At 49.9% G+C, this 12,935-nt stretch carries 10 protein-coding genes; 3 read left to right on the top strand and 7 right to left on the bottom strand.

What is annotated here, in order from left to right; translation table 11 throughout:
• Window positions 1-25: 25 nt before the first annotated feature.
• Window positions 26-964: an L-threonine 3-dehydrogenase gene (locus tag BLP55_RS04415; RefSeq protein ID WP_091141127.1), complete on the bottom strand. Its 939-nt coding sequence runs from the start codon at window positions 962-964 to the stop codon at window positions 26-28.
• Window positions 965-1,118: 154 nt separating this feature from the next.
• On the opposite strand from BLP55_RS04415, the gene BLP55_RS04410 reads away from it, so the two are divergent.
• Both BLP55_RS04410 and mfd read left to right on the top strand, forming a co-directional pair.
• A complete protein-coding gene (locus BLP55_RS04410; RefSeq protein ID WP_091141329.1) occupies window positions 1,119-1,751 on the top strand; it encodes a hypothetical protein in 633 nt (210 codons plus the stop codon).
• A 41-nt stretch (window positions 1,752-1,792) separates the two neighbouring features.
• Complete coding sequence (mfd, locus tag BLP55_RS04405) at window positions 1,793-5,107, top strand: transcription-repair coupling factor (protein WP_244503424.1); 3,315 nt, start codon at window positions 1,793-1,795, stop codon at window positions 5,105-5,107.
• A 288-nt stretch (window positions 5,108-5,395) separates the two neighbouring features.
• On the opposite strand, the gene BLP55_RS04400 is transcribed toward mfd, so the two are convergent.
• The 6 genes from BLP55_RS04400 to BLP55_RS04375 all read right to left on the bottom strand — a co-directional run bounded on the left by BLP55_RS04400 (window position 5,396) and on the right by BLP55_RS04375 (window position 10,644).
• The gene (locus tag BLP55_RS04400; RefSeq protein WP_091141125.1) at window positions 5,396-5,842 is read right to left on the bottom strand and encodes a GNAT family N-acetyltransferase; all 447 of its coding nucleotides are present in this window, start codon (window positions 5,840-5,842) and stop codon (window positions 5,396-5,398) included.
• 15 nt (window positions 5,843-5,857) lie between these two features.
• On the bottom strand, window positions 5,858-6,352 hold the full coding sequence (locus tag BLP55_RS04395; protein ID WP_091141124.1) for a hypothetical protein: 495 nt from the start codon (window positions 6,350-6,352) through the stop codon (window positions 5,858-5,860).
• A 173-nt stretch (window positions 6,353-6,525) separates the two neighbouring features.
• Window positions 6,526-6,921 (bottom strand): hypothetical protein, encoded by a 396-nt coding sequence (locus BLP55_RS04390; protein ID WP_091141123.1) that lies wholly within the window; start codon window positions 6,919-6,921, stop codon window positions 6,526-6,528.
• Between the two features lie 99 nt (window positions 6,922-7,020).
• On the bottom strand, window positions 7,021-9,210 hold the full coding sequence (locus BLP55_RS04385) for a M12 family metallo-peptidase (RefSeq protein WP_091141122.1): 2,190 nt from the start codon (window positions 9,208-9,210) through the stop codon (window positions 7,021-7,023).
• 76 nt (window positions 9,211-9,286) lie between these two features.
• Complete coding sequence (locus tag BLP55_RS04380; RefSeq protein WP_091141121.1) at window positions 9,287-9,646, bottom strand: YraN family protein; 360 nt, start codon at window positions 9,644-9,646, stop codon at window positions 9,287-9,289.
• A gap of 29 nt (window positions 9,647-9,675) precedes the next feature.
• Entirely contained in the window at window positions 9,676-10,644 is a 969-nt protein-coding gene (locus tag BLP55_RS04375; RefSeq protein ID WP_244503415.1) for a S66 peptidase family protein, read from the bottom strand.
• A gap of 214 nt (window positions 10,645-10,858) precedes the next feature.
• Here BLP55_RS04375 and metG point away from each other — a divergent pair, with 214 nt between their 5' ends.
• Complete coding sequence (gene metG, locus BLP55_RS04370; protein WP_091141120.1) at window positions 10,859-12,934, top strand: methionine--tRNA ligase; 2,076 nt, start codon at window positions 10,859-10,861, stop codon at window positions 12,932-12,934.
• Window position 12,935 lies beyond the last annotated feature (1 nt).

The raw sequence follows: 12,935 nt of genomic DNA, 5'->3' as shown, positions 1-12,935 counted from the left end.
ATGCCGCCTTTCGGGGCGGCATTTTCTATTTCAAATGATCGAGCATGTCTGCCGTCATGTTCGCGAGCTCCCATTGGTGTTGCCAGCCCCAATCTTTTCGTGCCGCGCTGTCGTCTATGCTCGCGGGCCAGCTGTCGGCAATCTTTTGACGGAAATCCGGATTGTAGGTCATCTCGAAATCGGGGATGTGTTTTTGGATCTCGGCGGCAATTTCGGTCGGCGTAAAACTCATCGCGGCCAAATTGTAGGACGAACGGATCTTGATGTTTTCGGCGGGCGCTTGCATGATTGCGATGGTCGCACGGATGGCGTCGTCCATGTACATCATGGGCAGTTCGGTTTGCCCAGAAAGGAAACATTCGTATTTTTTGTCGGCGAGCGCCTTGTAGTAAATGTCTACCGCATAATCGGTGGTGCCGCCGCCCGGTGGCGTAGACCATGAAATCAAGCCCGGATAACGGATGCTGCGCACATCGACCCCAAAAATGTTGTGGTAGTATTCGCACCATCTTTCGCCTGACTGCTTGCTGATGCCGTACACCGTAGACGGCTCCGTGATGGTGTATTGCGGCGTCTGGTTTCTGGGTGTCGTGGGGCCAAACACGGCGATGCTCGACGGCCAGAAGATTTTCTTGATTTTCTTGGCCTTGGCCAAATTCAGCACGTGGAACAGCGAATTCATGTTCAAATCCCACGCAAACGCCGGGTTTTTCTCGGCAGTGGCCGACAACAGCGCCGCCATCAGGTAGACTTCGTCGATGTGGTATTGTTCAATAATGTGTTCGATTTGGTTAAAGTCGAGCGCATTGACGACCTCGAAAGGCCCCGAATTCACCACATCGTTGTTGAGTTTGCGGATGTCCGACGCGATGACGTTCTCGGTACCGTAAATGGCGCGGAGCTTGTGCGTGAGCTCGGTGCCGATTTGCCCGCAGGCCCCGATGATCAGGATTTTTGGATTCATGAGTTGGTTGTTATCCCGCAAAGGTAACGTTTTCGCACAGAATTTTACACCGGGCGCGACGCGTTTATTTTTAACAAAAATATAATTGCGCCGGCCTTATCGCGATGTGCTTTACAATTACCTTTGTACCTTTGCCTTGCGAAAACAGGTTTTTATGACAATCAGGATATTGGGGTTGTTTTTGGCGTGTGCGGTGTTCTTTTCGTGTCAGGACGAAGAGGCGCAGCGTCGTGCCGCATTGCGCGATGCCCAAAAGAAAGAGCAGATTTTTTCGATCATCAACAAAGGTTGGAATTTTACCACCACCGGTTTGCAGCCCAAGGCCCAGGAAAGGGTCACGCACTGGGCCGAGTTGCGTTTGTTTTTGAACGAACTCAACCAAAAGCCCAAGAGCTCGATGGGCGAATTCCGCAAGAAGGCCAGGATGCTTTCGACCAAAGCCAAGGAACTCAACAACAACATCCCGATTCAATTCAACAAGCCCGAGGTCAAGGCGCGCATTGCCGTGCTCACGACCAAGATCAACTCGATCAACCTGTTCCTGCACCTGCAAGACATTCCAGACCAGAAAGTCATCGCCAACATAGCCGAAGCCAACGAGGAATTGCGCGGGCTGTTTTTGCAGATGAACGAAATCGTACGCAAAAGCGAAATCCCTAAAGAACAAGGCGAAAGCGACATGATCCGGATGCTCGATACCACGCGCGCCATCCCCAACACGCCGGTGCCGCCCAAACCCACATCGGGATCGCCGGTGCGCTCCCTTCCTAATCCAACCGCCCGTTGACGAGATCCCAATTGTTTTCGGTTTATGACGATTCGCCCAAGGTGGCGCAAATCGGCGACAGCCTCAAGTTACACGGGGCCAAGTTGCACGTGGATGGACTGATCGGGTCGTCGTTGTCGTTTGTCGTGCAGGCGTTGTTCAAGAAATCGGAGCATCCTTTTTTGCTCGTGCTCGACGACAAGGAAGAAGCCGCCTACCACCTCAACGACCTCGAGCAAATGGTGGGTGAACAAGATGTTTTGTTTTATCCGGGTTCGTACCGCAGGCCGTACCAGATTGAAGAAACCGACAATGCCAATGTGTTGTTGCGCGCCGAGGTCTTGAACCGCATTAATTCGCGCAGGAAACCCGCCGTCATCGTCACGTATCCCGAAGCGATTTTCGAGAAGGTCGTCACGCGGAAAGACCTCGAAAAGAACACGCTCAAGATTGCCGTGGGCGACCAAATGTCGATCGATTTCATCAACGAAGTACTGTTCGAATACGAGTTCAAGCGCGTCGACTTTATCTCGGAACCCGGCGAATTCTCGGTACGTGGCGGCATCATCGATGTGTTTTCGTTTTCGAACGACCATCCGTACCGCATCGAATTCTTTGGCAACGAGGTAGACAGCATCCGCAGTTTCGACGTCGAGACGCAGCTTTCGATCGAAAAGCAAAAGAAAATCACGATCATCCCGAACGTCGAGAACAAATTCTTTCAGGAAAACCGCGAGAGTTTCCTTGAATACATTTCAGAAAATACGGTTTTGTTTGTCCAGAATACGGGCTTGCTTTTTTCGAAACTCGAGAAATTGTTCGAGAAATCGCAGGAGGTTTTCGACAATCTGCAATCTACCGTGAACCATGTCGAACCTGCGCAATTGTTCCTTTCGCGTGAGGCGTTCGCCAAAAAGTCGATCGATTTTACGGTAGTCGAGTTCCACCAGCCCGCTTTCAAGACCGATAAGCATTTTGCGTTCCATACACAGCCGCAGCCGTCGTTCAACAAACAGTTCGATTTGCTGCTGAACAACCTCAGCGAGAACCAATTCAACGGTTATAAAAATTACTTGTTTTGCTCGAGCGACGCGCAGGCCAAACGTTTCGACGACATCTTTGAATCGCTCGACGAGGCCAACCACGAAAGCATCCGCAAACAATACCATACGGTCGTTTTTCCACTTTACCAGGGATTCATCGACGACGAAAACCAAATCGTCTGCTACACCGACCACCAGATTTTCGAGCGCTACCACAAGTTCTCGATCAAGAACGGCTATTCGAAAAAACAAACCATCACGCTCAAGGAATTGACCGCTTTGTCGGTGGGCGATTATGTGACGCACATCGACCACGGCATCGGCAAATTCGGCGGATTGCAAAAGATCCAGGTCGAAGGCAAGACGCAAGAAGCGATCAAATTGGTCTATGCCGACAACGACATCGTCTACGTTTCGATCCACTCGCTCCACAAAATCTCGAAATACAACGGCAAGGACGGCGCGCCGCCCAAGATCTACAAACTCGGATCGAATGCCTGGAAGACACTCAAGGCCAAGACCAAGGCGCGCGTCAAGCACATTGCGTTCAATTTGATCCAGCTGTACGCCAAGCGCCGATTGGAAAAAGGCTTCCAGTACGCGCCCGACAGTTACCTGCAAAACGAACTCGAAAGCTCCTTTATTTACGAAGACACGCCCGACCAGATCAAGGCCACGGCCGAGGTCAAAGCCGACATGGAAAGCGACCGCCCGATGGACCGACTCGTGTGCGGCGACGTGGGTTTCGGGAAAACCGAAGTGGCCATACGTGCCGCGTTCAAGGCGGTAGACAATGGCAAACAGGTTGCGATCCTGGTCCCGACAACCATCCTTGCCTACCAACATTTCCGGACTTTTTCTGAACGACTCAAGGAAATGCCTGTGAGTGTGGGCTACCTCAACCGTTTCAGGACGGCCAAGCAAAAAACCGAGACGCTCAAGCAACTCGAATCGGGGCAGCTTGACATCATCATCGGGACGCACCAGTTGGTCAACAAAAACGTCAAATTCAAGGATTTGGGGTTGTTGATTGTAGACGAGGAGCAAAAATTTGGCGTCAACGTCAAGGACAAGCTCAAGACGATCGCCGCCAATGTCGACACGCTGACACTTACCGCGACGCCGATTCCAAGAACGCTGCAGTTCTCGCTCATGGCCGCGCGCGATTTGTCGGTCATCACCACCCCTCCGCCAAACCGTTATCCGATCGAAACGCAGGTGGTGGGCTTTAACGAGGAACTCATCCGCGACGCGATATCGTATGAAATCCAGCGCAACGGCCAGGTGTTCTTCATCAACAACCGTATCGAAAACATCAAGGAAATCGCGGGCATGATCCAGCGGTTGGTGCCCGATGCCAAAGTGGGCGTAGGCCACGGACAAATGGACGGGCAAAAACTCGAGGAACTCATGCTCGGTTTCATGAACGGCGAATTCGACGTTTTGGTGTCGACCACCATCATCGAAAGCGGGCTCGACGTGCCGAACGCGAACACGATTTTCATCAACAATGCCAACAATTTCGGGCTTTCGGACCTGCACCAAATGCGTGGTCGCGTGGGCCGAAGCAACAAAAAGGCGTTCTGTTATTTCATCGCGCCGCCGTACCACATGATGACCGACGACGCGCGCAAACGCATCCACGCGTTGCAACAGTTCAGCGAACTCGGCTCGGGCTTTAACATCGCGATGAAGGATTTGGAGATACGCGGTGCGGGCGATTTGTTGGGCGGCGAACAATCGGGTTTCATCAACGAGATCGGGTTCGAGACCTACCAGAAAATCATGAACGAGGCCATCGAGGAACTCAAGGAAAACGAATTCAAGGAATTGTATGAGGCCGAAAACGACATCGAAACCAAATCCTATGTCAAGGACCTGCAACTCGACACCGATTTCGAACTGCTGTTCCCCGACGATTACATCAACAACATCTCCGAGCGGCTCGTGCTCTACAACGAACTAAGCCTGGTCAAGAACGACGACGAATTGTCGGCCTACGAAAGCAAGCTCATCGACCGGTTTGGGTTGCTGCCGAAACCCGCGTCGGCATTGCTCAATTCGATACGGATCAAGTGGATCGCTTTGCAGTTCGGCATCGAAAAACTGGTGATGAAACAAGGCAAGATGATTGCGTATTTTGTGTCGGACCAGCAATCGGATTACTACCAATCGGGCCGTTTTCACCAGGTGCTGCAATTCGTGCAAAAGCACCCGACGCTGTGCAAGATGAAGGAAAAACAAACGCCCAACGGGTTGCGCTTGTTGCTGACGTTCGAAAATGTCAAGTCGATCGGCAAGGCGTTGGAACTGATGGCGATGCTGGGCGCCTGATTTTTACGGCAAGGGTCGCGAACGTTTACCGGTGCGAAGCCTGCCCACGTAAGCGGCGTGCCGTGCCATCCATCTTTCTTCGTGATACCAACTTGCTTGATTACACACCGTAGTTTTTGTCTGGATGAATGTTCAATCTATGGGATGGGGTAAGTTCTTTGCCGCGTTTTTGTTGTAAAAAATCTGTTGCATTTTTTTTACAACAGAAAATCTTGCAACAAAACTGTTACAATTTTTCAATATTTTAATTTTTTGTAACAGGCGGTGGTGGCTTATACCCGCGTTCCATTAAGAAGACCTTAGTGATTCCCACATGCTTTTGGACATTTCGAACCTTATTTCATCGCTCCCGTGCATGCCATTTCTTACCCAACCCGATTGGGCGTAAAATTGCTCCGCCCTGGTATTGGGCGACGTTCCCAACCACACCTGTTCTTTACCGTTTGAAAAATACCAATCGAGCATCATGTTTTGAAGTTTTCTGCCGATGCCCCGGCCTTCGAATTCGGGATCTAAAAAAAGCGCCCAGATGTTATTTTCCCGCAGGTCGGCAATCGCAAAACCCACTATTCGGTTTTCGATTTCACAAACCCAGCCTTTTCCGCGTTCGAATAAAAATTCTTCGCAATCTTTGTCGCTCACCAAATCCGGATTCGACAACGTATTTTCTTTGACAGAATTCCGGACGATTTGAATTTGTTTGATGTCTTGGATTTTTGCTTCTCTGAATACCATGGTTGGGCAACGTATTTATATTTCAAATTTATTTAATGTGCGGATATTTTCTTTTTTTAGAGTCTTAACCATCTCGCTAAAATCATTCATAATTTCAGCGGCGGTCGGCAATTCGGTTACTCTTTTTATTTTATAAAACTTTATAAAAGAATTTCCAGCCAAATGAAAACCTTTTTCCTTGTACCTTCTTGAAAGTTTAAAGTCGTGTATTAGGCCATTGTTGTTGTTGACGACCCTTCTTTTTAGCTCTAATATTGTCTCAAAATTAATTTTGCCCCTGTTGAGATAAAAACTGCAGTGGTATTCAAATTCATCATTTTCGTCTCTCTTTGAAAACCACTTTTCACTGTCCTTATTTTTGGTGGCCGAATCAGATTGCACAAATCCGAGATGCATTAAATCATCAAATAGCGTTACTTGGTTAATTTCTTTTACTATTCGATTGCGTTTCCTTTGTTCATATACTATTGAGGAAATTAGTAAAACAACCACTAATATTAGAAGAATCATTGTTCGGTTTTTTTTATAGATTGCCTAACGTTCGCCGCATTTGCACTGGCGCATCAACGCAGACTGGTTGTGCCCTGCTAAGATATCGCTTTTTGTGAAGAAAAAGCGCGAAGCCCGCTACATACCAGCTCTGGCGTAAATAGCTTGTTATGTGCTGGAGCGATTAGAATGATTTACTCGAAGATTAGTTCTTTGTATTTAAAAAATTTTACCCCAAAAAGGGAAAGTGCAGATCGCTGGATTATTTTGAATTTAGAATTTGCAAAATTGTTTATGTATATAAAAATATCACTTTGCATATTTTCAATTTTTGTTTTCGCATTTCCACTATAATAGTCAAACCACTCTCTATGGATTTCTACATTTTCTTTATTTTTAATACGGTAATCCCAATCAATATTTACATTGTCACCTAAATCTTCATCAATCGTATCATTTGGGAATGAGATTTCTATATTCAATGAGTCATTAGTTTCGAAGGTCATTTTATAATATTGCTCTTCAACTGGAATAGTTTTAAAACCGAGTTTAATTGCATGCTCAAATAAATCTACAAATTTCATTCTCATGATGATGTTTTAGCACTTGCACATAACTACTCGCTTTGGCCCGCTTCACTTCAAAACCCGCCAAAGACAAAAAAACCACTCCTTCGAGTGGTCTTTTGTTTAGTTCTTTACGATCTTAAAGTTCGCTTCCTTGTCGCCGAATTTTAGCTTGAAGAAATACGTTCCGGTTGCAAAACTGCCGATGTCGACCTTGGCGTTCAGTTGATGCGGCGTCTCGTTGTAGAGCAATTGGCCCGCCACATTGTACACCGTAATCTGATCGATAGGTGTTTTGGATGCAATCGCGACCAAACCATCGGTTGGGTTCGGATAATAGGTAAAGTCGATCAGCGACGCAAAATCCTGCGCGGCCAATGTATTCAAACACGCTACCTGCGCGACAAAGCCCTCTTCGGTCACACCGCCATCGGAATAAAACCGAAGCGTCAGCGATCCGTCGGCGGCCGTCGATTCGAACGGGCCAGGAATGTCGGTGCCGTCGAGTCCGCCGTTGGTGAGGTCTGGCGCCGACGTCGAATTCCCGTCGTACACCCAAAGGTAATCGTATTCGGCCTCGAGGTCGAAAGCCGTAAACGTGAGCTCGATTTTCTTGTTCGGCAAATTCGGGATCATCACGCGCACATACGATTCGTTGTCGTCGTATTCGTTGTTCGCCCCGCCCGAATCGGCAATCGTGATACCGTCGCACCAGTTCGCGCCTGTGACAAAGACGTGGCGGTCGTTGGGCGGCGTGAGTCCGTTGTCGCAAACCGGGCGTACCCAGAAACGGTAGAACCTGTTGGCCTGCAACACATCGGTGGTGTAGCTCGGTTCGGTCACCGTAACCCAATTCGGATTGCCTGCATTGTAATTGGTTACCGCTACCTGCCATGAGGTTGCCGTACCCAATTCGGTCCAGGTGATCGTCGAAACCAGGCCTACGGTGTTGACCTGTACATCGGCCACGGCATTGATACAGGTGCTGATACAGTCGGTACTCAAACAGGCCGAGCTGTTGATCGCGTTGCGGATGGCCTGCGCGGGCTGCTCTCCAAAACCAAATTCAAAATTGATGCCCACGCTTTGCAGGTGGCAATAGCTCATGATGGTCCCGCCATCTTCGGGAATTGTAGGCGGCGTGGTCATACATTCGGCGCCTTCCCAGTCCTCGCCGAGCGCTTCAGGCCCGCAGTTGTCGATGGCGGTATTGTTGCCGTTCCAAACACAGGAATGGGTGTGCGGGCCACCGAGCAAATGCCCAAACTCATGCGTGATCACCATGACCGTCCACGAAAACACGGGAACTTCTTCATAACCTATGTTGACGTCCGAATAACAAAAGTTGTTTTGCGAACAAAGCCCGTCTACGGTCACGGCCACGCCGCCCAGTCCGCCCGGATCGATACCGAGCAATTGCCCGACGTCGCCGTCAAAGGCCGGACGCACTTCGTTGAACTGGTACAGATAGTCCGATGAAGAATCCTCTCCGTCGGGGTTGCCGTCATACGGGTCGTCTTCGGTCCAAATGAAACTGGACTTGAGCGCCACGGCGATGCCGTCGTTGGCATACAGCGTCTGCATTTCGTTGAACGCGCCCGTGAGCCATTCCATGGTATTGTCGGTGCTGCTGCCGTTTTGCTGGTAAATGTTGTAGTCGATCTCGAAATACATGGTCACGCAACGCGGCGCTACGCCTTCGGGGCTGCGGTTTTCGATCGAGAAGCCTTCCTTGACGACGTCTTTGGTACGGCAAGCAAAACCATTGGCAACCTTCATGTCGCGGTCTGAATAGACAATGTAATCCGACACATTGCCCTCGCGTTGCAACTTCCCGACCACCAGATTACCGAGCGTTTTGTTCGAGACGATACCCATCATCGCATCCTTGAAAAAACTAAACGATACGACCGAGTTGGGGTCGTTCTTGACAATCCCTCGGTAGTACAAACCTGGCGTAAAGGCGATGTTCGCGGCCTTGTCGGTATCTACGTGGAATCCCTCGGCAAAAATATCAACCTGGTACAGTTGCACTGGAATCGTTTGACCCATATAAGGCACCTGGAGTTCGATGTAGGCGTGTTTGGCGGCCATCAGCTGCGAAAGCGGTGCGGTTTGAAGTTGGGCGTAGGTAGCGGTTTCTACCACCGAACGCGTTTTCGCATTGTCGATCCCGGTTACAGGCGTAAACACCGAAACCGGTTTGAAATCGGCCTGTTCCGAGAGCAATTGGTTGACTTTCAAGGCGACGCTTTTTTGCGCAAATACGCCCGCACAAGCCAACAGCATCATCAGCGTAAGTAATTTTTTCATAGTCGATTAGGATTTGACGGTTTCAAATGTAAACATTATTTCGAGCGCATCGACGGCGCGCCGCAACATTTTTGCCCTAGAAATGAAAGAAGGCGTCGGTCAAATGTTCGAAGGTAACCTGGGTATCGTTTTTAGCAATGGCGATGATGTCGAAACGCACCTCGACGTCCAGATCGTGCGCCATCACGTACTCGTTGACGGCTTTGACGAGCAACTGGATTTTCTTGGGTTTGACAAAATCCTGCGGCAATCCAAAGTCGATGGAACTGCGTGTCTTGACCTCTACCACCGCAAGCACATTCCCTTTTTGCGCGATGATGTCGATCTCGGCCTTTTGGAACACCCAATTGGTTTCAAGGATTTGATAACCGTTTTCGGTCAAGAAACCGACGGCGTACTGTTCGCCCCATTTTCCGAGTTCGTTGTGCTGGGCCATTGGAATTTGGGATTTCGGATTTGGAATTTCTATTCAAACTTAACCGTCGACCCCGTCGCACCAACCTCGATCGAAACGGTCTTACCCAAAATCATCGCGCGGTTGTCCTTGATGTGTCCCGCCGGGAAATTGTAGATGATCGGAAACTTGTAGTCTTTCAAAACATCCTGCACGATTTGCAATGCGTCTTTGCCCCATGGGATTTCGTTGTCGTTCATTTGCGTCATCCCGCCGATGACCACCGCCTTGAGCCCGTCGAAATAGCCGTTGCGTTTGAGGTTCATGAGCATACGGTCTATGTGGTACAGGTATTCGTCAAGGTCTTCGAGGAACAAAATCTTGCCCTTGTAATCGATCTCCGATTTCGAACCCATCACGCTGTACAGCACCGACAAATTCCCACCCACGAGTTCGCCCTTGGCCTTGCCCGTTTTGTTGTAGGCATGTGCGGGCATTTTGTACTCGAGCTTCTCGCCGAACAACGCCTTGCGGAACGACTCGATCGCTTCTGGCGACGCGGTCTTGGCGCTCACGGCCATCAAGCTGTGCAACGTTTCGATGCCCATGTTGTTGAGGTGGCTGTGCAAAACTGTCACGTCGCTGAACCCGCAGATCCATTTGGGTTTTTTCTTGAACGCGGTAAAGTCGATGCGGTCGACGATGCGCACGGTACCATAGCCGCCTTTGGCCGCCCAAATCGCTTTGATCTTGGGATTGTCCATCATTTCCTGCAGGTCGGTGGCGCGTTGCCAATCGGGGCCCGCGAGTTGGTGGTCTTCCTTGCCGATGGTTTTGCCGAGCACGACGTTCAGGCCCCAGCTTTCGAGCAGTTTGATGGCGGGTTGCAACGTCGTCGCGTCTATCTTTCGGGCGGTGGCGATGATGGCGACGGTATCGCCTTTCTGTAAAAATTCGGGTGTGATCATGTGGCGTTGGGATTGGGCGGTTGGGATGAAAAATCCGAGGAAAATAAAGAGGAATATTTGGGGATTTTTCATGGTGGATTTCGATTACGACAAATATAAAAACATTTAATGTTGAATCATTAATAATTAATGAAGACATGACATAACCGGCGAACCCCTAGCCCCGATGGCAGCGGCATCCTTTTTCCTGCTTCTTTAGCAGGGAAAAGATATAGCGGACAGCGGGATTAAGCTCCTGACAAAACATAACCCAAAAAATCATACTTTTGCAGTCAATTTATTGCACATGTCACAAAATCCAAAAAGATATACCATTACCGCGGCGTTGCCTTATACCAATGGGCCGATCCACATCGGGCATTTGGCGGGCGTTTACGTGCCGTCGGACATTTACGCGCGTTATTTGAGGCTGCAAGGCAAGGACGTTGCGTTCATTTGCGGCAGCGACGAACACGGCGTGGCCATTTCGATGAAAGCCAAAAAAGAAGGCATCACGCCGCAGCAGGTCATTGACAAATACGATGCGATCATCCGCCAATCGTTTGTCGATTTTGGCGTTTCGTTCGACAATTATTCAAGAACGTCTTCGCAGATCCACCACGATACGGCGTCGGCGTTTTTCCGCAAATTGTACGACGAAGGCAAGTTCATCGAGGAAGTCACCGAGCAGTTGTACGACGAAAAAGCCGGACAATTCCTGGCCGATCGATTCGTCACCGGAACCTGCCCGAAATGCGGCAACCCAGAAGCCTACGGCGACCAATGCGAAAACTGCGGTTCGACGCTCAACGCCACCGACCTCATCAACCCGAAATCGACGATTACTGGCGAAACGCCCGTGACCAAATCGACCAAGCACTGGTTTTTACCGCTTGACCAATACGATGCGTTTTTGCGCGAATGGATTCTCGTCGGACACCAAAAAGACTGGAAACCCAACGTGTACGGGCAAGTCAAATCGTGGCTCGACGAAGCCGGCGGATTAAAACCCCGTGCCGTTACGCGCGATTTGGATTGGGGCATCGATGTTCCCGTTGAAGGTGCTGAAGGTAAAAAACTGTACGTTTGGTTCGATGCGCCGATCGGTTACATTTCATCCACCAAGGAATGGGCCGCGCGCGAAGGCAAGGATTGGGAGCCATATTGGAAATCGGAAGATACCAAATTGGTGCACTTCATCGGCAAGGACAACATTGTGTTCCATTGCGTGATTTTCCCGGCGATGCTCAAGGCCGAAGGGTCGTACATTTTGCCTGACAACGTGCCCGCAAATGAATTCCTGAACCTCGAAGGCAACAAACTCTCGACGTCCAAAAACTGGGCGGTTTGGTTGCATGAATACCTCGAGGAATTTCCGAACCAGCAGGATGTTTTGCGTTATGCGCTCACGTCGAATGCGCCCGAAACCAAGGACAACGACTTTACGTGGAAGGATTTCCAGGCCAGGAACAACAACGAACTCGTGGCGGTTTTTGGCAATTTCATCAACCGCGTCGTAGTGTTGACCAACAAATATTACGAAGGCATCGTTCCAACACCGAACGAATTGCGCGACATCGACACCAAGACACTTGCGGAAATGCGCGCGTATCCTGCCGTCATCGCAAGCTCGATCGAACGTTACCGTTTTCGCGAAGCGTTGAACGAACTCATGAACCTGGCGCGTTTGGGCAACAAATACCTGGCCGACGAAGAGCCGTGGAAACTCATCAAGGAAAACCCCGAACGCGTTCAAACGCAGATGTGGGTCGCGTTGCAGATTGCTACCGCATTGAGCATTTTGAGCGAGCCGTTTTTGCCGTTCACGTCCGAAAAACTCAAGCGCATGTTGGGCGTGCACCCGAGCCCGGCCGATGTGATCGACTGGGAAGAAGTCGGCAAGGCGCAGACGATTTTGTCGCCGGGCACGCAAATTGGCCAAGCCGAATTGTTGTTCGCCAAGATCGAAGACGACCAGATTCAAAAACAAATCGACAAACTCGAAGCGACCAAAACCGCGAATAAAAACGAAAACAAAGCTGTGGAACCGCAAAAAGATTTGATCCAATACGACGATTTCGCCAAGATGGACTTGCGCGTCGGCACCATTCTCGAAGCCGAGAAAATGCCGAAAGCGAACAAGCTGTTGATTTTGAAAGTCGACACGGGAATCGACGTGCGCACAATTGTTTCGGGCATCGCCGAAAGTTTTTCTCCAGAAGAAGTCGTCGGCAAAAAGGTCACGGTTTTGGTGAACCTTGCACCGAGGAATTTGCGCGGTACCGAAAGCCAAGGCATGATCCTGATGACCAACAATGCCGAAGGAAAATTGGTTTTCGTGAATCCGGATGCCGAGGTTTCGAACGGCGAAACGATCAATTAAT

Source organism: Flavobacterium caeni, assembly GCF_900101895.1.
Lineage (GTDB): Bacteria > Bacteroidota > Bacteroidia > Flavobacteriales > Flavobacteriaceae > Flavobacterium > Flavobacterium caeni.
The sequence above is the reverse complement of the archived record's forward strand: the minus strand, read 5'-3'. Positions and strand labels throughout refer to the sequence as shown.

What these genes read in the sequence shown, in the direction of transcription:
- BLP55_RS04415 (WP_091141127.1), bottom strand. Translation starts at nt 964, where the DNA reads ATGAATCCAAAAATCCTGATCATCGGGGCCTGCGGGCAAATCGGCACC.
- BLP55_RS04410 (WP_091141329.1), top strand. Translation starts at nt 1,119, where the DNA reads ATGACAATCAGGATATTGGGGTTGTTTTTGGCGTGTGCGGTGTTCTTT.
- BLP55_RS04400 (WP_091141125.1), bottom strand. Translation starts at nt 5,842, where the DNA reads ATGGTATTCAGAGAAGCAAAAATCCAAGACATCAAACAAATTCAAATC.
- BLP55_RS04395 (WP_091141124.1), bottom strand. Translation starts at nt 6,352, where the DNA reads ATGATTCTTCTAATATTAGTGGTTGTTTTACTAATTTCCTCAATAGTA.
- BLP55_RS04390 (WP_091141123.1), bottom strand. Translation starts at nt 6,921, where the DNA reads ATGAGAATGAAATTTGTAGATTTATTTGAGCATGCAATTAAACTCGGT.
- BLP55_RS04385 (WP_091141122.1), bottom strand. Translation starts at nt 9,210, where the DNA reads ATGAAAAAATTACTTACGCTGATGATGCTGTTGGCTTGTGCGGGCGTA.
- BLP55_RS04380 (WP_091141121.1), bottom strand. Translation starts at nt 9,646, where the DNA reads ATGGCCCAGCACAACGAACTCGGAAAATGGGGCGAACAGTACGCCGTC.
- BLP55_RS04375 (WP_244503415.1), bottom strand. Translation starts at nt 10,644, where the DNA reads ATGAAAAATCCCCAAATATTCCTCTTTATTTTCCTCGGATTTTTCATC.
- metG (WP_091141120.1), top strand. Translation starts at nt 10,859, where the DNA reads ATGTCACAAAATCCAAAAAGATATACCATTACCGCGGCGTTGCCTTAT.